Genomic DNA, 21,729 nt, shown 5'->3' with positions numbered 1-21,729 from the left:
TTGATCAGGAAAATCATTGTAGGGATTATTGTTTTTCTGATACCCTTATTTGTCGTTGGTGGTGTATTATGGCTGATACAACACTGGTTTTTTGCTTAAACAGATTTTTATGAAACTGGATAAAGTCACCCGAAACAAAATTACCAGGGATGCACTGATCAGCATCTTTCTGTTCGCACTACCGGTACTGCTGATGTTACTGTCCTTTAAGATCTCAGGACAGCGGCCCTGGAAACAACAGGCAGCAACAGCAAAGGTGAGCAGGTAAGAATTGTATTTAACAATGCCGCTGAGGCACTTAAAACAACTATGTTATGTTACATTATATTGAATCCATCTTCACACACCTCAGCACCTGGGGCTTACCGGTGATCATGTTGATCGTTGGTATCGTTGAGTTCTCCTTTGGCTTATATGAGCAGCGCTGGACGCGCAATGAACGTGTCCTGGATATTATCTGCTTTGTTGTGCCAAAGGTAGTGGTAAGACCATTTGTGGCTTATGTAGGATTGTTATTATTACCCAAGTTTCTGCCGGGTGCAAAAGGCGCTTTTGCCTGGGTGCCTTTCTGGTGGGGCTTCGCTATTATTGCGGTAGCGGATGATCTGACCCAATACTGGTATCACCGGTTGCATCACCAGGTACCCTGGTTGTGGCGTTTCCATCGTACCCATCACTCTGCGCCTTATATGGGTATGGCGATGGCCAGTCGGCAGAATATTATTTATACGATCTTTTTTTCGCAGATATACCTGACCACAACATTGGTGTATCTCGGGTTAGGATACCCGGTATTGTTTGTAACCGGTGTGAAATCGCTGATCACTACAGCCGCCCATTCCAGCATAAAATGGGATAAACCGTTTTATACAGTGATGTGGCTGAAGCCAATCGGCTGGGTGATGGAGCGGCTGATATCAACGCCCGCAACACATCATGCACATCATGCGGACACGAGTGATGATGGTGTAGGGTATTATAAAGGAAACTTCGGGAATATGTTCTTTATATGGGATATTATCTTTCGTACAGGGATCATTACAAGACAATATCCAAGTGGCTATGGTATTAAACATTATAAAGAAGAGGAGTGGTACTCACAGTTCCTATGGCCGATTTTTAAATCAAAGCGCGAAGGTAGCGAGTTGTCCCTGCATGGACCGATGGTAGGAGATAGTGCAGAAGCAGCGAAATAGAAAAAATATCGGATAAAGACTTCCTGGCAATGTGATTGCCGGGAGGTCTTTATTTAGTCACCGCCTCCTCCGCAACCCCCGCATCCACCACCACAACTGCTTCCGCATCCACTTCCTCCACTACTGCAACTACTGCCACTACAGCCCGATCCACCGCTACTACAACTGGAAGCACCACCAAAGTCTTTATTCACCGGCTCTCCACGTTCATTTCTGAAAGCGCTGCTGGTATATGTAGCAAACATGCCGGTAAGAAATCCTATTTCAGCAAAACCACTGACTGCGGATAATCCGTTCACCGCAAATCCGGGTACGATGTTGTCTGTCTTATCAGGATTCTCCCCAAATTTTTCAATAAAGCAGTCTTTTGCCGCCTGGTACATGGCGAGATCTCTCCGCGCAGCGGCGCTGGTCAGTTTGCTGATCACGAATACGATAACTATTTCGAATATCAGGTATCCGACGGCTTTCCCGTTAATCAATCCCTGTATAAGCCTTGCCCCGGCCATACCATATAATGCGATGTATAGGATGTTGATGAAAGGCCGGTGTTGTACGGCAAATTTGTCCAGTGCAACCATTAACGGATGACTGGCTTCATCGGGGTTGTACCAGCGGGAAGAGATCTCAGTATAGATAACATCTGCATCATCATTTTCTGCTTCAAAGCCAGGTATTAACGGATTTGTTTCGTTTAACCTTGGCATATAGCCCCGCTTATTTAAAACGAATGCATGATCTCCTTGGGGAATGATCAATCCCCGTTTAACAAGATCTACAATCCCGGTCTGTACGGCCCTGGCTCTGCCGTATACGAAGGCTGCTATCTGATAAGGAGATATATCATCCGGGAAGTATCTTTTCAGTACGTCGACCGCCTGCTGTTTACTACTTTCCAGGTAGACGGCCAGAATGGTGAGCAGGCAACTGGCGTATACAAAAAAGAACACCAGGAACTGCGGACCTTTCAGATCGAAAGGGGAGAGCTTTTTGAATATCAGTCCGGAGAAGATAAACGGTAGTACGCATAAGGCGGTAAACCATCCTTTCAATGCAGGCGTCCATTTAATGATAGGATCCTCTGGTACCGGAACGAATTCCTTCGGTGTCGGCCATATATCTTCCGGGGCTTCTGTGCCGAAGGTCCGGTGGTATAATCTTTTAGTGGTCTTATACCAGTTCAGGTGTTTGTAATCTTCCTGCGTACCTCCCATGGAAGGATAGTGATGTACGTCCTGTCCCAGGGTGTTCCGGCAGAAGTCTGTCCAGTAAGACTGGGTGTGAGTCAGGTGAAGGTGCCATACCTCGTCAACAATTTGCGAGGGGGCTGCACCTGTAGGAGAGGTACAGCAGAGCAGCATGAATTTTTTATACTCTTCAATGGCCTTTTGTGTGAAGGCGATTGTCCAGTTTTGTTCTGCTGCCAGTTTTTTAGTAAAGTGATTGACGGGACTTCCGCCATCGAAATTGAATGCCTGGATCTTCGTCCAGAGGGTTTGCTGTTCTTGTGTCATAACTTGTTTGGGTTAAATTGTAAATGTTGCTGTTTCATATGAATGACCTGTTTGATCATTTCTATTGCATAGGCATATGATACCTGTATGGCCCGGTGTGCAGGGCGATAGCTGTTATAGCAGCATTTTTCAATGCAGGCATAATTGAGCGGTGGTATCAGTATATATATTATATAAATGGTGAAGAAAGTAAGGAACTGAGGAGCGTTCAGAATATAGGAAATAAGTTGTCTGATTGCAGGTGCACAGGATAAAAGTGCTATAAAAATAAAGATGACAAGGCTAGGGGCTGGTTTTGTGTTCCACAAAGTAGGTGGAGCGTTCGGGATGGGAAATGATTTCCTTGGAGGTGGCCATATGTCAGCCGGAGGAGCAGTGCTAAAGATACATGGTTTATCTACTTTTTTGGGTGGCGCCGCGCCCGTAGGAGATATACAGCAGACCCGGATAAATCTTTTGTGTTCATCTGCAATGCGTTGCGTAAATTCCGTAGTCCAGTTTTGTGAAGTGGATGATTTTGGGGCGAAGGAGGTATCGGCTGTGCCGTTGTCGAAAGTAAAATCCCTGATCTTTTTGTAGCTTGTTTGATATGTTACTATCATATGTTTACTCAAATACTTTCACGACGTAAATTAAGTCGAATTTTTGATATCTGTTCATTTTTCGATGTTTAATTTTTTGTTACCAGATAGATCATACTGATGGGTAAAATAGGGTGTATACCCTGCTGTCAGGCAGGGTATACACTGGGTTTATTTGCTTTCTGGGTATTGGTGTTTTTTTCAATGATCATTTTATTGATCCTGTGAACGAGATATATACAGAAGACAGTGATGACTACCATCATATAACCTACGATGTTATAATGTTCCAGGGGCTGTAACTTGTCTTTCTGTGTTACGATAATACCGGCAACTGCTGCTGCGATACCGCCGGCTATTTGCTGAAGGGAAGCCGTGACACTCATATACGCACCCCTGTCCTGTGGCTCCGGGATTGCGCTGGTTAACGCACTGCTCGGAATCATTCTGCTCATAATACTAGACATCATCAGCATATTCAGTGCCACAACAATCCAGAAGGGAGTCGGTCCGAGATTGGTATAGATCACGACTATCGCCATCATGAGTATGGAGGCAAGTGTGAATAATTTAAACTTGTCCATTTTATCACTCAGTTTGCCTATTAATGGCATTACGACGAGGGTAGTGATACCTGATGCCATGAATAATCCGGGCAGCTGTGTTTGGGTTACATGCAGATTATTTACAGCGAAAGAGCTGCTGAAGGGCATCATCATGAAACCACCGATTGACATGAGGGCAGTAGCGATATAGCCAATATGGTAGCGACCGATAGAGAGTGCATGTTTGAGATGTAAAAGCGGAGAACGTGTTTGTTGTATATGCAGGTGTTGCTGTAATGGCTGCAGCCTGGTAGCGATCATTATTAGCCCTATCAGTCCTATTGCAGATACCAGTACAAATGGATATTGCCATCCCCATAGATTCGCTATTAATAAACTGAGAGGAATGCCTAGTACCTGGCTGGCGCTAAAGCCCAGTTGCAGATAGCCCATTACTCTGCCCCGCTGTTGCAGGGGGAAAATGTCGGCTATGATGGCCATTGCAATAGAGCTGATCACACCACCGAACAGACCTGTAACAATACGTGCGGCAACTAGATAAATATAAGAGGATGCGATTGCACAACATAATGTTCCTAATATAAAACCTGCATAAAAAAAGAGTAATAATTTTTTACGGTCGTATCTGTCCGCGAAACCTGCAATTAATAATCCCGATATTCCCGCACTAAATGCATAAGCAGATACTGCAATCCCGAACTGTGCTGGTTTAAGCGATAAAGATTTAATTAATAAATCACCTAAAGGAGCAATTACCATGAAGTCAAGCAGTACAGAGAACTGAGCAACTGCAAGCATGAAGATGATAAGTTTTTGATAAGAACTGAACTGTATAGTTTCGTTGGATGTCTTTGTCATGGCTATTTTGAAAGGGTTTAAACAGATTTGGAATTAATTCTGAAGCAGTAGAATGATGTGTGTAGTAATTGCAAGTTCTTAAAAATATTCTGAGAAACAAATCGTTTCAAAATTTGTTTTTATATTTTTTTTACTAATTTTATCAAAACATAAACACTCTATCCATATAATCGTAGACACGAAGTTTTATGCCTTAAATAACCCAAAGACTTTGTTAACTAGCAGTACATTTAAGTAAGTTTTCACCAATTTTTTTGTTTTAATATAACATGCCTGGGGCATAGTCCGGCGAAGCCATGTTTCATCTACAACTGTTTTAGAACTTTAGAACACGGCGTACAGCCTTATGAATGAATTTGTTATAAATGCCAGTTCATTCGTTTCCCTCATTTATACTATCCAGTAACTACAAGATTTATGAGATCATCAATGTCTATTACGCAGCAGCGTGAAAGTAAGTGGTATGTATTGTATACATATCCGCTGTTTGAAAAAAAGATAGGAAGGCAGTTAGCACTAATAGATATCATTCATTATCTCCCGGTAAAAACAGAAGTGCGAAAGTGGAGTGACCGTCTCAAAAGAATGGAAGTACCTTTATTCCCAAACTACATATTTGTTAAAACAAACTTACTAAACAAAACGCCTATACTGGGAATTCCTGGTGTGGTCCGGTTTGTTTCTGTAGAAGGAAGAGCTATTGCTATAAGTGAGGATGATATCAATAAAATCAGGCAGATAGAACAGTCAAGACAGGATGTGGAAATAGAGTCTGTATATAATACGGGCGATAAGATAAGAATACTCAACGGGGTGTTTTCCGGACTGGAAGGAGAATTGTATAAAAGATCAAATCGCCTGCGTGTTTTGATTAAACTGCCGGTAATAGCGCAGGCGGTATCAGTAGAGATCAGCAACTGTGATATAGAAAAAATTGCCTGATATAAACTTTCGCTTGTTATTTAATAAAGTTGTTATGATTGCTTATTTGTTCCCCGGCCAAGGCTCTCAGAAAAGAGGGATGGGCGAAAAATTGTTTGATAAATATACTTCACTGACGGAAGAGGCAAGTGAAATACTGGGTTATAATATCAGGGAATTGTGTGTGACGGACGAGCACCGTTTACTCAATCAGACACAGTATACGCAGCCTGCACTATATGTGGTAAATGCGTTGTCATACCTGGACAGACTGGATACTATGCCTAAACCTGATTTTGTACTGGGGCATAGCCTGGGTGAATATGTGGCATTGTTTGCAGCAGGTGCATTCTCTTTTGAAACTGGTCTGAAGCTGGTTAAACAGCGCGCAGAGATTATGGGACGTGTGAAAAATGGTGGAATGGCTGCTTTGCTGGGATTAAAGATGGATACAGTCAGAAAGATACTTGTCGAAAGTAGCTACACTAGTATTGATATCGCTAATTACAACTCTGCGGAACAGATTGTTATTTCCGGATTACGGGACGATATTATCAGTGCCCAGAAAGTATTTGAAGCCAATGGTGCAAAGCTCTATTATCCATTGAATGTCAGTGGTGCTTTTCACTCAAGATATATGAAGGAAGCGCAGGATGCCTTTGCCCTATGTGTATCCAGTGTACATTTTTCTCCTTTGCAGATACCCGTTATTTCCAATGTGCTGGCTCGTCCCTACGAGGATGGCCGTATCGGGGAATTACTGACGACACAGATTACCAGTCAGGTGAAATGGTATGAGAGTATTTCCTTTTTGTTGCATAATGGTGTAGCTACCTTTCAGGAAGTAGGACCTGGCGATGTACTGACGAAGATGCAGGGATTTATTGCCGCCGCACCTATGTCGGCAGCAGCTGGTGGTTTTGCACCCGTACAACAGCCGCAAAAGCAGGTAGAACAAACTGCGCCGGCAACCACACAGGAAGAGATAATAACGGATGAATTGCCTGCTTATTACAGGCAATTGACAGGGGAAGAAGTGGCGGAAGGTATTGATCCCTTATTTACAGCAACACACCTGGGCAGTGCCGCTTTTCGTAAGCTATATAAGGTAAAGTATGCGTATGCGGCAGGATCGATGTTTTATGGCATCGCTTCGAAAGAGTTGGTGGTAAGGATGGGCCGGGCCGGTTTATTGAGTTTTTATGGATCTAAGGGAAAGAGTCTGGCAGAAATAGAAGAAGCGATCCGTTATTTTCAGACCTTACCAGCGCCTTTTCCTTACGGCATTCACGTCTGGCATCAGCCGGATGATGCCGCGGCAGAGATGGCACTCGTCGCGCTGCTACAAAAGCATCAGGTAAGCGTTGTGGAAGCAGGTGGATACACTGCGCTGAGTGAGGCAATTGTATACTATCGTGTATCTGGTCTCGTAAAGGATAGAAACGGACGTACCACTATCCGGCATCATATACTTGCCAAAGCGGCCCGTCCTGACATCGCAGCGCTCTTTCTCCAGCCTCCACCAGAGAAGACAGTGGAACAACTTGTTGCCGCAGGTAAAATCACGAAGGAACAGGCGCTGATGGCTGTGACGATACCTATGGCAGACGATATCTGTGCAGAAGCGGAGGGAACCGGTATGGGAGGACGTAAAATGCCTTATGCATTGGTAACGGCCTTCAGACAGCAGAGGGACCAGCTCGCACGTCGTTTCGGGTATCAGGAGGCGCCACGCATCGGACTGGCAGGAGGCATAGGCACACCGGAGGCCGCGGCAGGAGCATTCCTCACAGGAGCGGAATTTATTCTGACAGGCTCGGTGAACCAATGTACAGTAGAAGCAGGTACCAGCAGGGAGGTAAAGGATATGTTGCAGGAGACGGGTATCCAGGATACAGATTATGTACCGGGAGAAGAGTTGTTTGAATTTGGTGCACGTATACAGGTGCTGAAGAAAGGACTGTTTTTCCCGGCCAGAGCAGCCCGTTTGTATGAGTTTTACAGGATGTATACCTCCCTTGATGAACTGGATGAAAAAGACAGGACGCAGCTTGAAACGCGTTATTTTGGTGCAACGCTGGAGGCCGTTTTCGAGCAGCTGAAACAAACGCTCAGTCCAGCTACAATTGCCAGTGCTACGCAGCATCCGCGGCATAAGATGGCACTGGTATTCAGACAATATTTTGAGAAAAGTATGAAAGCGGCACTTACAGGCGATCAGGCTGCCCGGCTGGATTACCAGGTACAAAGCAGTTCTGCGCTTGGGTCGTTTAATGAATGGGTAAAAGATACCCCTTTAAGACACTGGAATAACCGGCATCCGGATAGTATTGCCCTGTTGCTGATGACCGGTGCGGCGGCCTATTTATCCCGTTTTTATGATCATGCACTTGTTGCCCGGGAAGGCCGCTCCATGATTCCGGCATAACCCTTTTCAGCTAATTTACCATGCAAGATACTATGTCAGCCCCGCAGCCTGTACTGTTATTTGCTGGTCAGGGAAGCCAGTATTACAATATGGGCCGGGCATTGTTTGACACAAACCCTACATTCAGGAATACCATGCTTGGGCTGGACGAAGTCGCAGTGCGGCTGACCGGCCTGTCTGTCATCGAATATCTCTATGATGGGAATAAGAGATATCCGCTGGACAGACTGCTTTACTCGCATCCTGCCATTTTTATGGTACAGTACGCGCTGGCCCGCACAGTCAGTGAGCTGTTACCAGCTGCTCCGGCATATGTACTCGGATCCAGTCTGGGAGAAACAGTCGCCGCTGCAGTCAGTGGAGCGATCCCCGCTGAAGATATGCTGGAGATCGTTATCCGTCAGGCAGCACTGGTAGAACGCAGTTGCGCAGAAGGTGGTATGATCACCCTGCTGCATGACCAGACGATATTTGAAAATGAACCGGCGCTTTATATGAATGCTGTCATAGCGGCATATAACTACGACGCTCATTTTACTTTAAGTGCAGCAAAAACGGCTCTATCGGGTATCAGCAGTTTTTTGCATACCCGGGAGATCATGTACAGTGTACTTCCGGTGAAATATGCATTTCATAGTTCGGAGATGGAAAAGATCGGTGCTTTATTCCTTGACGGGAACAGGGATAAACACTTTTCATTACCGGTAATACCGTTCTATTCGTCGGTATATGCCCGGGAATGGTATGATATCTCCATCACCTACTTCTGGCAGGTTATACGTCGGAGGATCAGATTTAAGGAAGCGATAGAAAGCCTCGAAAAGAGCGGACCCTATTATTACATTGATTGCAGCCCCTCAGGAACCCTGAAAAACCTAACAGCGAAAATTGCTCCGGCATCCATTTCCGGTCGTCTGTTTGATGTATTGTCTCCCTTCGGTAAAGACGGAGAGAAACTGAAGACCCTACAGACTGCCATTCATCATATCAGCAAACAAATTTCGCTCACCCTAAAAACGTGAAGTATGAGAGACTACAAGCTAATTATTAACTGCGAGTACGTAAACGAAACGGGCATACTTGTAAACCATGTATTAAAGGCCGATACGGCCAGGAAACCCCAGGTATATGACAAATTTATGTTTGTAAGTAAACAGCACTTCAAGCCCATTGTTATTGAGATACGCGATATTGTGGAAGTGGCTATGCTGCCAGGTATGCACGTAGTGTGCGATGGCGAAGAAGTTGATGAAGCCGATGATATCAAGGAGACATTCTACAGTTTCCTGGTTGAAGACTAAAGGATCAGAGTTGTTTACTAATAACCGTTATAATGAACAAACAAGCCATCTTTGAGCTGATAGTACAGCACACAAAAGAGATTATCCCCGAATTGGAAACCCATGCATTTGTTATTACTGATGAGTTGAAAGAACTGGGAGCCAACTCAGTTGATCGCGCAGAAATCATCACCTTGACTATCGAATCTCTCTCTCTGGACATTCCACTGATTACATTTTCCGGGGCGCAGAACATAGAGGACCTTGTGGAGACGTTTTATGAGCAGCAAGTGGTATAAACAACCTGTTATTACAGGAATTGGTATTACTACAGCCAGCGGCCAGGGAAAAACATCCGTAACATCTTCATTGCTGAAAGGACAAACTTCTTTCGGCATTATGCAACGCGAAGGGCGTCAGCATACATCGGCATTTATCGGTGCTGAACTGGGTATGTTATTGCCACCGGAACGTATTGCACCTAAATTATTCAGGAGCGCATCACTTTCGGGAAAGGCAGCATTAATAACCCTGGCTGATGCCTGGGAAGATGCAAAGCTGGATGCAGTACCTCCTGCAAGAATCGGACTGATCGTAGGCGGCTCTAACGTGCAGCAAAGGGAAGCCCTGCTTGTGCATGAAAAGTATCGTGACCGACAGCGGTTTATCACGCCTGCCTATGGCATTTCTTTTATGGATACAGATATCTGTGGTTTGTGCACAGAGCAGTTTGGTATCCGGGGACATGCTTATACGCTGGGCGCTGCATCTGCCAGCGGACAAGCCGCGATCTTACAGGCTGTTATGGCTGTAGAATCCGGGCAGGTAGACGTCTGTATTGCCCTGGGAGCATTGATGGACCTCTCTTACTGGGAACTGCAAAGCTTTAAGAGTCTTGGCGCACTGGGATCGGAACGTTTTGCCAGTCAGCCGGAACTTGCCTGCCGGCCATATGATATCGACCGGGACGGATTCATCTATGGTGAAAGCTGTGGCGCTGTGGTCATTGAAAGCAATGCATCTTCAAAAGCCAGGGGCGTTCGTCATTATGCTGTACTCAAGGGTGGCGCAATGTATATGGATGGTCATAGAAACCCGGATCCTTCTTTTGAAGGAGAGTCTTATGTGATCAATCATGCATTGCAGCAGGCAGGTATTACCGCAGCAGAGATAGATTACGTTAATCCGCACGCTACCGGTTCCCGTATCGGCGATGAAACGGAACTGGATGCCCTCAGGAACTGCAGACTGGAACATGCCTTTATCAATACTACCAAGTCTGTATTAGGGCATGGCCTCACTGCTGCAGGCTGCGTAGAACTGATAGCCGTATTGTTGCAAATGGAGGCCGGTATGTTACATCCAAGTGTTAATCTTGATAACCCGATAGACAATAACTTCAACTGGGTAAGACAACAGGCAGTTACCCATCAGATCACACATGCCATCACGCTTAGTTTTGGTTTTGGCGGAATGAATACTGCATTAGTGATCAGCGCTCCGCTATAATTCATTGTTCAGATATAGCTGTTCCTACACGGGACCATCTCTCTAATTATCTTAAAAAAATACTATTTATGGAAACGACCACTCAGACTGCAAAATGTCCTTTTGCAGGAAAAGCAATTCCTGATATTGATTTTTCAGATTCTGCTTTTATTAAGAATCCGTTTGCTACCTATGCTGCCATGAGAGACGAAGCCCCCGTACATCGTGTGGCCTTCAGCAGCGGCCAGCCCTTCTGGCTGATTACCCGTTATGAGGATGCTATGCTGGTATTTAAGGATCCCCGTTTTACCAAGGATATCAAAAAGACATTGCCTCCCGATCATAAAGCGCCTGCCTCTCCGCTGGCCATGAGTCAGTTATTCAGCCATCACGTGCTGTATATGGATCCGCCTGATCATACAAGAATGAAACAACTGGTGCAGAAAGCTTTTACCCCGAAACTGGTAGAAGGGATGCGCGCTCACATACAGGATATCACCAATAACCTGCTGGATAAACATATACCCTCCGGTCGCATTGATATTATCAATGATTATGCTTTGCCACTGCCGATCAGTATTATATCTGGTCTGCTGGGCATACCAGAGAAAGACCAGCAACTATTCAGAAGATGGTCCAACATTATCCTGAACATAGATATTAACGTTACCCGTGAAGAAAGAATGCAGATGATGCCGGAAGCTATCGGTGGTTTCACCAACTATCTGCGCGAGATATTTGCCAGCAAACAGGTGCATCCCGCAGATGATCTGATCACACACCTCGTGCAGGCAAAAGAAGGTAGCGACAAGTTGAACGAAACAGAATTAATGTCAACGGTATTTCTGCTGTTTGCCGCAGGTTATGAAACCTCTGTTAACCTTATCGGTAATGGCGTACTGGCACTCCTGCAATATCCTGAACAACAGTTGGCACTCCGTAATGATCCGGCGCTTATTAATACCGCAATAGATGAAGTGTTGCGACTGGACCCGCCGGTGAGTCTGGCCAGCGAAAGATACACGCTTGAAGATGTAGAGATGAACGGTGTCACTATTCCGAAAGGCGAACTGGTACATATCTGTATCACGGCTGCTAACAGAGACCCCAGAAGATTTGAGTCTCCGGATGCTTTTGATATCACCCGTAAGGATAACAAACATCTTTCCTTCGGACAGGGTACACACTATTGCGTGGGTTCCGCTCTGGGAAAGTTAGAGGGTGAAATCGCGATCAACACCTTGTTGAAGCGTATTCCTGCTTTTTCAGTAGAAGGAGGTGATATCGATGCGCTGAAGTATAAGAACAACAGTGTCATGAGAGGACTGGAAGCCTTGCCTATTGTATTCTAAATACGTATGCTATAAACAGATAATATGGACAGGTATTTAATGTCTCAATACAACCCGCTGGCAGTGGGTAATTCATGGGAATATCTGAATAATGGTAAATCCACTATCAGTCATAAGGTAGTGGAAGCCGTGAGCCTGAATGGTATCGCTATGGAGAAGGTGATTTCGTCAGACGGATCAATCGTGCTGTTGAAAAACAGGGACGGATTGGATACTTACGAGATCAAAAAGAAAGTAGGTAAGCTATCGTATAGTCCGCCTATCAGCCTTTCACCGGAAATAGTAAAGCCCGGAGTGGCACATTCCTATGTCTCAAAAGTCACCTTCTCGCTCTTTGGCATCAATTTCAACTTTGGCAATATCAGCGGTTCGACAGTGCTGACAGGAGTGGAGGATGTGACCGTTCCTGCCGGCTATTTTCCGGACTGTCTGAAGTTTGAGTCTTATGCTTATCAGAAAAAACCGCTGAAGGCGACAAGTAAGTTGATTATCTGGTTTGCCAGAAATGTGGGAGAAGTGAAATGTGAATTTGAGACGTCGGTGGCAGGATTTAAGACGACACAAAGAAAAGAATTGTTACATGCAACGATCGGCGAAAGGCGTTTTCCGGAAGTACTTGCTGAAAGCCATTATTGACCGGCATCGAATATAGTTACCCTCAAAAGCTGTATGTATGGACCTGAATGAAATCATTGTTTTGTATTCCGCCGGTGAACTTTCCGGATATGAAGTAAAGGAAAGAATCAATGCACTTGGCATCACCCAGACTGAATCCGGCAGAGGTGCTGAAAATGCCTCTCTCTGGACATTACAGGACGAATTACCAGCCACCCAGCCAGACAGATCTCTGCTGCATGGTGAAGTCCTCAGTCTTTTTCAGAAGATATTACTGACTACAGATGGTACAGTCACTGATCTGATCTCATTGTATAAAAATGAGAGCATCAAGGTGGATATCATTGATCAGGAGATCGTATTTGCGGATGCACCGGCCTACCTCCAATGTGGTAGAGAGGCGCTTTTGCTGAAAAGGATCGTCCTGCTGAAAGGGCCTTCCGGTAACCATGTATATGCGGAATCTATTTTTGTGATTGAGCGCTTATCGGAAACTATCAGGGAGCGTCTGCTGGAGACAAACCTGCCGATAGGATTGCTCTGGAAGGAAGAAAGACTGGAATCGCACAGAGAGATACTGACCTACTACATAGAACGAGAAGATAAGGTAAGTGCATTGCTGGGACAACCAGCGGGCAGCGACCTGCTGAGCAGGACTTACCTCATTCACAACAAGCAGTCGGTGTTAGGAGCCATTACTGAGAAGTTTCCGTTAACAAGTTTCAGATAGCCGTATACATGGAGAAGAGAATTGTTTATGCTCCGCTGATCGATGCAGTATTGCAGACGGCAGAAAGGCATCCCAATAAGGTATTATTTGTTTTCCGGGAAGGAAGGAACACCGTGGCTGCGGTAACTGGCAGAGAATTGTCTGAAGGGGTTGCCGCAGCAGGTACCGTTTTGCAACAGTCCCTGTCCGCACAGGAACGGGTATTGCTGATACTACCTCAGGGCATTGATTTCATATACAGTCTGCTGGCTTGTTTTTATGCCAATGTAGTCGCTATTCCGGTGCCCGCAGCTGATCCCCGTCAGCCGGACCTGGTACAACGGACGCTTTCCCTCCTGGAACATGCTGCCGCCAGTACGATCATCACGACTGGTAGTTTTCACGAGCGGCTGGCGGAGAGTATGGAACTGGACAGTGTAACCCTGCTGGATGTGCAGGAGCTGGTTACTTCAGGGAAAGAGCCATTGCCGGCAAAGGAGATCACTACAGATGATCTGGCATTATTGTTCTATACTTCCGGTTCTACTTCCGCACCGAAGGGCGTTATGACGACACATGCGCAGTTATTTGCCCAGGCAGATGCAGGCAGAGAACAATGGAAGATCACAGATCACAGTTGTATCATCTCCTGGATGCCACAGTTTCATAACCTGGGATTGAATTTTGGGATACTGGCTCCATTGATCAGCGGCGCTTCCAGTGTCTTGTCGGCACCAGGTGGCTTTGCCGCATCCCCTGAAGACTGGTTTTACAGTATTACCCTGTTTCAGGGCACACATACGGCTGCGCCGAATTTTGCTTTTGATCTGGCTTGTAATATGGTGGGAGAGAACGTGCTGACGGAAGTAGAACTTTCTTCGCTGGAAGCCATTGTCTGTGGTGGAGAGCCTGTCAGGAAGGCGACATATGACGCCTTTTTCAACAAATTCAGTGCGGCAGGTCTCCGGCAACATGTGTTCTGTCCCCATTATGGTTTGTCAGAGACGGGTTCTGCGTCAACGATTGTACCGGGAGAAGGCATTCGTACGCTCTCTCTGGATATAGCTGCGCTGGAAGAAGGAAAGATCGTATACAGCAATGGAGAAAAGCAGAAAGATATTATCAGTTGTGGTCCTGTACCCGAAGGGGCGATTATACTGTGTGTAGATCCTGTTACGGGTGAACCGTGTGCGGCAGGTGTGGTGGGTGAAATATGGTTACGTACACCAGGAACAGCCAGTGGATACTTTCAGCTTCCGGAGGAGACAACCGCTACTTTTGGCGCTGTAATGCCGGAAAGAGCAGACATTCGTTTTCTCCGTACGGGAGATCTGGGCTTTATTGAAGACAATCATCTCTATATCACCGGAAGGTTAAAGGAAATTATTATCGTCAACGGGAAGAATTATCATCCTGTTGATATAGAGTGGACAGTGAAAAAATATTTATCACAACTGACTTTACCGCTTGCTGTATTTGCAGACGAGCAGGATGGCAGAGAGCGTGTGGTGGTTGTACAGGAGGTGGCAGCTGACAAACCAGCTGCATACTACGAGTCTGTTAGTATAGAGATACTGGCAGCGGTGGCAGAAGTGCATACACTGGATGTAAGCCGGATTATATTAGCAGCTCCGGGGAGTATTCCACGGACAGCCAGTGGGAAAGTACAACGCCGGGCTTGCAGGGAGGCATTTAAAAAAGGGCAGCTGACAGCACTATTTGAATTTACTACCGGACACACGGTGACGGCAGAAAAGGAAACCTCGTATGCTCCCGTGGATCTCCGGCTGGTGACGGAGGTACTGCAAAAGCAGGTATTTCATGACATACCAGGAGTGGATGCAAGCCGGCTTGCAGGATTGAAAATATGGGGAGAGCTGGGCTTGAACTCTTTGCAGTATGTCAGTATCGCACAGCGTATAGCGGCGGCATTTGATAAGCCGTTTGCGCCACCAATGCTTTTTAAATACAGGAACGTCGGGCAACTGGCAAGCTATCTTTATCCACAGGGAATGGAAGCCGTAACTGTTACTGCCAATAGGCATTCTGAACCTCAACACACAGAAAAACACCAATACAATCAGAAAGATATTGCGATCATCGGTATGCATTGCGAGTTACCGGGAGGCGTGAATAGTCCGGCGGACTTATGGCAGCTGTTAACGGAAGGACGGGATGCTATTCGTCCGGAAGGAGCAGGGCAGCGGCTGGAATCTGCATTTAACTGGACATCCGAAGACTTTCCACAGTTTGGCGGATACCTGGAGAATGTTGCTGGTTTTGACCATACATTTTTCCATATATCACCATTGGAAGCAGAGAGCATGGATCCGCAGCAGCGAAAGGCGCTGGAATTGAGCTGGCATGTACTGGAGCATGGAGGATATGACCCATATACGCTTTCAGGAGCGGCAATGGGCGTATACCTGGGTGTACACAATAATGACTATGCAGAACTGGCTGCTACACAAACAGACGCAATGACTACTTATGGCGCATTCCTGGATTCAGGTCTTCATCCGACGATGATTGCCAACAGGGTGTCGAGATGGTTTGATTTCCATGGTCCCAGTGAAGTAATCAATACGGCCTGTTCCAGTTCGCTGGTAGCTGTGCATCATGCCGTAAATGCTATTCGCAGTGGCAATTGTAGTATGGCTATTGCCGGTGGCATTAATATAATGCTGACCCCCAGGATATCCAGAGCCAGTCACCAGGCAGGGATGTTGTCACCCGATGGCAGATGCAAGACATTTGATGAAAAGGCAGATGGCTTTGTTCGTGCGGAAGGACTGGGTGCTGTATTGATGAAACCATTGTATCAGGCCGAACAGGATGGGGATACTATCTATGGTGTGATACGCGGTACGGCCGTCAATCATGATGGGAAATCAAATTCGCTGAGAGCGCCTAATCTTGTGGCACAAAAACAGGTGATCAGTGCTGCATTAACTGATGCGGCTATTCCTGCTGCAAGCATCAGCTATATTGAGACACATGGTACCGGTACTGCGCTGGGAGATCCTATCGAGGTACAGGCATTAAGGGAGGCTTTTGAAGATGATCAGGCGAAAGGTACTGCTTTCTGTGGCTTAGGTACGGTGAAAACGAATATAGGTCATTGTGAGTCAGCAGCAGGTATCGCCGGACTGCTGAAGTTATTGCTGTCTATGCAACATCAGCAGTTACCGGGTATTCTTCATTTCAACCAGCTTAACCCGTTTCTTGATATAGCCGGCAGTCCGTTCTATATCGCCGATACTACACAACAATGGCAACGTCAGCATGATGAGCAGGGAAATGAGTTGCCATTAAGAGCAGGTGTCAGTTCCTTTGGATTTGGCGGCGTAAATGCACATGTCATCCTGGAGGAGTATGTTGGTACAGAAAAACGCATAACAGCGGGCGTCAATGGCATGCAGATTGTTCCTTTATCTGCGCGACATAAAGAACAGGTGCAACTACTGGCGACCGGTTTACTGGAACAACTGAGACATGCTGATAAAGGCACACTGGCCTCCGTCGCATATACGCTGCAAACGGGAAGGGCGGCGATGGAAAGCAGGGTTGTTTTCATTGTATCCGATATGGAAAGCCTGATAAACGGACTGCAGGCATTCCTGCAAGGGGAGCCTTCTCCTTTTTATCTGGAGGGACAACAAACTACCAGTGCGATGTTATCGGCGGATGATGAGGATGTGCTGGCGTTATTGCAGCAATGGTTCCGGAAAGGTAAACCGGAGAAAATAGCCGCTTACTGGATAAACGGAGGTCATGTAGCCTGGAAAGCTTTGTACGAAGAACAGACGCCGCTAAGAACAGCCTTACCCTTATATCCGTTCAGGAAAGATCGGCATTGGTTAAGACCAGCAGAAGTACATACACTGAAGACTACTCAGCTGCATCCTTTGCTGCATGAGAATATATCTGATTTCTATGGACAGCGTTTCCGTTCGTCTTTTACGGGAAACGAATATTACTTCAGTGAACATATTATCCATCAACATAAAACCCTACCCGCAGCCGCTTACATAGAAATGATCCGTGAGGCGCTGCAAAGATCTGCACAGGAAACAGGTGCCGTTGTTATTGAAGATATCTGCTGGCTCAGACCACTGTATGCTACGGATGTCGTGGACGTTATTATCCATCTTGAAGCGGCACATGATACCTTCAATTTTAAGGTGTGCAGTGAGGTAAACGAAGCCATCGTAGTGTATTGTCACGGGAAGGCGCATTTTGAAACAACAGTGGATACCGTAATTGATCTTGGTGAGCTACGCATTAATTGTAACGATGCGATGATCTCTTCAGAAACTTATTATAATACTTTTCGTAAGGCGGGCATCGTATACGGACCAGCATTCAGCAGAATAGCAGTCGCATATGCTGGCCAACGTCAGGTATTCGCTAGTCTGGCTGCGCTGTCATCCGGTCCTGCATCAACAAATGCATATGGTGTGTCTCCTGTAATGCTTGATGCCGCATTACAGTCAGTGACCGCCCTTGATTTTCAATATTTTCTGCCGGAAGGAGCACCCGCGGCGATTCCCTTTGCGATAAATGCGCTTACTGTGTATAAGCCTGCAGATCAGCTGTCATTTGCCTGGGCAAGGTATAATGATGCTGGTACGATTGATATTGACGTCTGCGATGAAGGCGGAAAGGTGGGCATATCGATTCGGGGCTTACAATTGGTAAAGCCTGAAAGCTTGCCGGTTGTTGACAAGGAGACCTTACTGTTTGCTCCTGTATGGAAGGAAGAAACCCGCGTTGTAACGAGCCGCCTACCCGATAGACGAATCGTTTGGCTGTCTCAGGAGATAGGCATCTATGAGGAAGCTGTGAGAGCTGTATTGCCTGAGAGTGAAGTGATCTTACTGGTGTCTCCATCGGCAGATACGGCGGAGCGACTGACTGATTATACCGTGCTGTTGCTGCAACGTATACAACAACTCCTACAAGACAAGGAGACTGGAAAGACGTTCTTACAGATCATTCTTCCGGATGATAATAACAGTCATTTATATAGTAGCCTGGCAGCCATGCTGAAGACCCTACAGGCAGAACAGCCGTCTATCAGTGGCCAGCTAATAATTACAGACAATCCGAAGGAGATCACGAAGGTGCTACAGGTAGAAAATAGTGCAGATGATCATGTAAGTATAAGGTATCAGCAGGGAGTTCGCAAAGTACAAGCATGGGAGGAACAGCCGACGACAGTTGCGCCTATCGTATGGAAGGAACACGGTATATATCTTATTACCGGAGGTGCAGGTAGTATTGGCAGGGTTTTCCTGGAAGAGATCAGTTCGAAATTGCAACAGGCTGTTGTATATATAAGCGGGCGTTCACCAATAGCTGCAAATGCATTGACCGCATTTGAGAAGCCAGGACTCAGCGTTATTTACAAACAAACAGATATTACCGATCAGCAACAGGTGGCTTCCCTGATAAAAGAGATCAGGATGACACATGGTACACTGAATGGCATCATTCATAGTGCTGGACTGATCAGGGATAACTATATTTTCAACAAAGACCTGAAGGAGGTGCCAGCCGTATTGGCGCCAAAAGTAGGCGGAATAATCGCGTTGGATGAAGCCACAAAAGACCTGCCACTCGATTTTATGGTATTCTTTTCTTCTGTAGCCGGTAGTCTTGGTAGTGCAGGGCAGGCGGATTATGCGGTTGCCAATGCCTTTATGGATCAATACGCGGTTTTCCGTAATAGGCTTTGTCATCGTGGAGAGCGTACAGGAAGAACGCTGTCAGTTAACTGGCCACTATGGGAGGCAGGTGGTATGAAGATGGAGGAAGCAGTACAACAACAGCTATATGCTACTACAGGTATGTTAGCCATGTCATCCGCTGTCGGTCTGCATGCCTTTTATCGTGCTATGGAATTACCATACGATCAGGTAATGGTATTGAGTGGCGAGCGCAGGCGTTTGCTGGAGATGATTCATCGTGAAAGAAAAAACCAGGATCAGCGTACAGCGACAACAACAGCACAGGAGATACCTGCTCTTCAATTGGAAGATAAGGCGATCGAATTCTTTACCGGTATCGTAGCAGATGCATTACACCAACCGAAAGGGCTGATAGATGCAGACGCTTCTCTTGATAAATACGGTATTGATTCAGTGTTGATCACCGTATTGACAGGTAAACTGGAGAAACATTTCGGCCCTGTATCAAAAACATTGTTTTTCGAATACCAGGACTTACGTTCGCTCACTCGCTATTTTCTTCAAACATATAAAGAACGGTTGTCAGCATTACTGACGACAGCAGGGGAGGCACATACAGTAAAAGAAATATCTGTATCCCCCGTGTCTGTATCCCCGGGAGCTGGCCGTTTTTTAACCCGTACGCCGCCTTCATCAAAAGAAAAAGACATAGCTGTTATTGGCCTGGCTGGAAAATATGCCGGTGCTGATAACATCAATGAATTCTGGGATAATCTCCGGGAAGGACGTAACTGTATTACGGAGGTACCTGCGGAACGTTGGGACTGGAGAACCTATTTCGATCCTAAGCGGGGGAAAAAAGCATCAATGTATACCCGTTGGGGAGGATTTATAAAAGATATCGACAAGTTTGATCCCCTGTTCTTTCATATTTCTCCGGTAGAGGCAGAAAGGATGGATCCGCAGGAAAGGCTATTCCTGGAACAGGTATATGCTGCCATAGAAGATGCTGCATATACGCCGGCTAACCTGAACAGCAAACGTAGTGTAGGTGTGTTTGCCGGCGTCATGCATGGCTTGTATGCCACCGAAGCCGCTTATTGGTCTATTGCCAACAGGGTATCTTATCTGTTCAATTTTAACGGTCCGAGTCTGGCAATTGATACGGCTTGTTCCGCATCTCTCACCGCGATTCATCTGGCTGTTCAGAGTATTCGTAGCGGCGCCTGTGAATGCGCGATTGCAGGAGGTGTAAATCTTGTTACACATCCGCAGCATTTTATTGGTTTATCAGAGATGACCATGGTGTCTTCTTCAGATGCCTGTCGTTCTTTTGGCGTAGATGCAGACGGATTTGTAGACGGAGAAGGCGTTGGCGCTATCGTGTTAAAACCTTTGCAGCAGGCAATTGAAGACGGTGATCATATTTATGGCGTCATCAGGGGAACTGCTATCAACTCAGGAGGTAAGACGAATGGTTTTACCGTGCCGAATCCTGTCGCACAGGCCCAGGTGGTCAGTGCTGCATTAAAAGATGCGGGTATCTCTGCAAGGTCAGTCAGTTATATAGAAGCACATGGTACAGGTACAGCACTGGGAGATCCCATTGAGATCAATGGTTTAAGTCGCGCGTTTGATCAGGATACGAATGACCGGCAATATTGTGCGATTGGATCTGTTAAGTCTAATATAGGGCATTGTGAAAGCGCAGCAGGAATAGCAGGATTGAGTAAAATACTGTTGCAGATGAAACATGGTTTATTAGTTCCTTCCTTACATGCAACTGCAACTAATCCCAATATTGATTTCAATGCAACCCCATTCTGTTTACAGCAGTCACTCGCCCCATGGACAGGCAAACGGATTGCAGGTATTTCTTCTTTTGGTGCGGGTGGCAGTAATGCACACCTGATCATCGAAGCGTATACGCCTGTTAATTCTACTGTTTTGTCTGAAAATACGCCTGTCATTATTGTGCTTTCCGGACGTACACCTGATCGCTTACAGGAACTGGCAATGAATCTGCTCCTGGCACTCTCCGGAGAGGATGCACCTACAGATCTCCGGGCAATAGCATTCACCCTGCAGACAGGCAGGGAGGCTATGGAAGAAAGACTGGCAATGGTTGTTGCTTCCATTGAAGAGCTGAAAACGCGTTTAACGTTATTCCTGGCCGGAGATACAGCTGAATGTTTTACAGGTCAGGCAAGCAACGGAAAAGTAGCAGCAGATGAATGGAAACACAGGCATGATGCGGATGCAGATCTTCGTCGCTGGATGCAGGACAAGGACTATATACAACTTTGTCAATGGTGGGTGAAAGGATTGGCAATAGACTGGAATGGTTTATACAATACCCAACATCCGGAAAGAATCAGTTTACCCGGTTATCCATTTGCCCGGGAACGCTACTGGTTGGAAAATAAAGAAAACGACCCGCTGGCGCAGTTGCTGGACGATATGTTGAATGACAATATCAGTATCGCCGCAGCCGCAGCAACAATAAGAAACGCCAATTAATTCAAATC

15 protein-coding genes are annotated in these 21,729 nt (G+C 46.1%); 12 read left to right on the top strand and 3 right to left on the bottom strand.

Annotated features, from left to right (window positions below; all coding sequences use genetic code 11):
- The first annotated feature begins 109 nt into the window (after positions 1-109).
- Together CPIN_RS39070 and CPIN_RS26305 are read left to right on the top strand one after the other, a co-directional pair.
- A complete protein-coding gene (locus tag CPIN_RS39070) occupies positions 110-268 on the top strand; it encodes a hypothetical protein (protein WP_012792910.1) in 159 nt (52 codons plus the stop codon).
- A 46-nt stretch (positions 269-314) separates the two neighbouring features.
- A complete protein-coding gene (locus tag CPIN_RS26305) occupies positions 315-1,196 on the top strand; it encodes a sterol desaturase family protein (RefSeq protein ID WP_012792909.1) in 882 nt (293 codons plus the stop codon).
- Between the two features lie 53 nt (positions 1,197-1,249).
- On the opposite strand, the gene CPIN_RS26300 is transcribed toward CPIN_RS26305, so the two are convergent.
- The 3 genes from CPIN_RS26300 to CPIN_RS26290 all read right to left on the bottom strand — a co-directional run bounded on the left by CPIN_RS26300 (position 1,250) and on the right by CPIN_RS26290 (position 4,715).
- The gene (locus tag CPIN_RS26300) at positions 1,250-2,710 is read right to left on the bottom strand and encodes a TIGR04222 domain-containing membrane protein (protein WP_012792908.1); all 1,461 of its coding nucleotides are present in this window, start codon (positions 2,708-2,710) and stop codon (positions 1,250-1,252) included.
- Positions 2,707-3,312 (bottom strand): hypothetical protein, encoded by a 606-nt coding sequence (locus tag CPIN_RS26295; RefSeq protein WP_044219761.1) that lies wholly within the window; start codon positions 3,310-3,312, stop codon positions 2,707-2,709. Before CPIN_RS26295 ends, CPIN_RS26300 begins: the two co-directional genes overlap by 4 nt.
- 128 nt (positions 3,313-3,440) lie before the next feature.
- Positions 3,441-4,715 carry an MFS transporter gene (locus CPIN_RS26290; RefSeq protein ID WP_012792906.1) on the bottom strand — a complete coding sequence of 425 codons (1,275 nt, stop codon included), beginning with the start codon at positions 4,713-4,715 and terminating at the stop codon, positions 3,441-3,443.
- 417 nt (positions 4,716-5,132) lie between these two features.
- On the opposite strand from CPIN_RS26290, the gene CPIN_RS26285 reads away from it, so the two are divergent.
- The 10 genes from CPIN_RS26285 to CPIN_RS26240 all read left to right on the top strand — a co-directional run bounded on the left by CPIN_RS26285 (position 5,133) and on the right by CPIN_RS26240 (position 21,721).
- Positions 5,133-5,657, top strand: coding sequence for a UpxY family transcription antiterminator (locus tag CPIN_RS26285; RefSeq protein ID WP_012792905.1), 525 nt, complete (start codon positions 5,133-5,135; stop codon positions 5,655-5,657).
- 34 nt (positions 5,658-5,691) lie between these two features.
- Complete coding sequence (gene fabD, locus CPIN_RS26280; RefSeq protein ID WP_012792904.1) at positions 5,692-8,064, top strand: ACP S-malonyltransferase; 2,373 nt, start codon at positions 5,692-5,694, stop codon at positions 8,062-8,064.
- Between the two features lie 32 nt (positions 8,065-8,096).
- Positions 8,097-9,086 (top strand): acyltransferase domain-containing protein, encoded by a 990-nt coding sequence (locus CPIN_RS26275; RefSeq protein WP_052306878.1) that lies wholly within the window; start codon positions 8,097-8,099, stop codon positions 9,084-9,086.
- A 3-nt stretch (positions 9,087-9,089) separates the two neighbouring features.
- Entirely contained in the window at positions 9,090-9,365 is a 276-nt protein-coding gene (locus CPIN_RS26270) for a DUF5952 family protein (RefSeq protein ID WP_012792902.1), read from the top strand.
- Between the two features lie 32 nt (positions 9,366-9,397).
- Positions 9,398-9,643 carry an acyl carrier protein gene (locus CPIN_RS26265; protein WP_012792901.1) on the top strand — a complete coding sequence of 82 codons (246 nt, stop codon included), beginning with the start codon at positions 9,398-9,400 and terminating at the stop codon, positions 9,641-9,643.
- Positions 9,609-10,853: a beta-ketoacyl synthase N-terminal-like domain-containing protein gene (locus CPIN_RS26260; RefSeq protein ID WP_272867903.1), complete on the top strand. Its 1,245-nt coding sequence runs from the start codon at positions 9,609-9,611 to the stop codon at positions 10,851-10,853. The genes CPIN_RS26265 and CPIN_RS26260 overlap by 35 nt, the downstream gene beginning before the upstream one ends.
- Positions 10,854-10,921: 68 nt before the next feature.
- Entirely contained in the window at positions 10,922-12,184 is a 1,263-nt protein-coding gene (locus tag CPIN_RS26255; RefSeq protein ID WP_012792899.1) for a cytochrome P450 family protein, read from the top strand.
- Positions 12,185-12,208: 24 nt separating this feature from the next.
- On the top strand, positions 12,209-12,820 hold the full coding sequence (locus CPIN_RS26250; RefSeq protein WP_012792898.1) for a hypothetical protein: 612 nt from the start codon (positions 12,209-12,211) through the stop codon (positions 12,818-12,820).
- Positions 12,821-12,857: 37 nt separating this feature from the next.
- Entirely contained in the window at positions 12,858-13,529 is a 672-nt protein-coding gene (locus tag CPIN_RS26245) for a chorismate--pyruvate lyase family protein (protein WP_012792897.1), read from the top strand.
- An 8-nt stretch (positions 13,530-13,537) separates the two neighbouring features.
- Entirely contained in the window at positions 13,538-21,721 is an 8,184-nt protein-coding gene (locus CPIN_RS26240; RefSeq protein ID WP_012792896.1) for an SDR family NAD(P)-dependent oxidoreductase, read from the top strand.
- The last annotated feature ends 8 nt before the right edge of the window (positions 21,722-21,729 follow it).

Source organism: Chitinophaga pinensis DSM 2588, assembly GCF_000024005.1.
GTDB classification, from domain to species: domain Bacteria; phylum Bacteroidota; class Bacteroidia; order Chitinophagales; family Chitinophagaceae; genus Chitinophaga; species Chitinophaga pinensis.
The sequence above is the reverse complement of the archived record's forward strand: the minus strand, read 5'-3'. Positions and strand labels throughout refer to the sequence as shown.

Coding starts and splice junctions, on each gene's coding strand:
- CPIN_RS26250 (WP_012792898.1), top strand. CDS start 12,209: ATGGACAGGTATTTAATGTCTCAATACAACCCGCTGGCAGTGGGTAAT.
- CPIN_RS26270 (WP_012792902.1), top strand. CDS start 9,090: ATGAGAGACTACAAGCTAATTATTAACTGCGAGTACGTAAACGAAACG.
- CPIN_RS26295 (WP_044219761.1), bottom strand. CDS start 3,312: ATGATAGTAACATATCAAACAAGCTACAAAAAGATCAGGGATTTTACT.
- CPIN_RS26300 (WP_012792908.1), bottom strand. CDS start 2,710: ATGACACAAGAACAGCAAACCCTCTGGACGAAGATCCAGGCATTCAAT.
- fabD (WP_012792904.1), top strand. CDS start 5,692: ATGATTGCTTATTTGTTCCCCGGCCAAGGCTCTCAGAAAAGAGGGATG.
- CPIN_RS26290 (WP_012792906.1), bottom strand. CDS start 4,715: ATGACAAAGACATCCAACGAAACTATACAGTTCAGTTCTTATCAAAAA.
- CPIN_RS26305 (WP_012792909.1), top strand. CDS start 315: ATGTTACATTATATTGAATCCATCTTCACACACCTCAGCACCTGGGGC.
- CPIN_RS26275 (WP_052306878.1), top strand. CDS start 8,097: ATGTCAGCCCCGCAGCCTGTACTGTTATTTGCTGGTCAGGGAAGCCAG.
- CPIN_RS26285 (WP_012792905.1), top strand. CDS start 5,133: ATGAGATCATCAATGTCTATTACGCAGCAGCGTGAAAGTAAGTGGTAT.
- CPIN_RS39070 (WP_012792910.1), top strand. CDS start 110: ATGAAACTGGATAAAGTCACCCGAAACAAAATTACCAGGGATGCACTG.
- CPIN_RS26255 (WP_012792899.1), top strand. CDS start 10,922: ATGGAAACGACCACTCAGACTGCAAAATGTCCTTTTGCAGGAAAAGCA.
- CPIN_RS26245 (WP_012792897.1), top strand. CDS start 12,858: ATGGACCTGAATGAAATCATTGTTTTGTATTCCGCCGGTGAACTTTCC.
- CPIN_RS26265 (WP_012792901.1), top strand. CDS start 9,398: ATGAACAAACAAGCCATCTTTGAGCTGATAGTACAGCACACAAAAGAG.
- CPIN_RS26240 (WP_012792896.1), top strand. CDS start 13,538: ATGGAGAAGAGAATTGTTTATGCTCCGCTGATCGATGCAGTATTGCAG.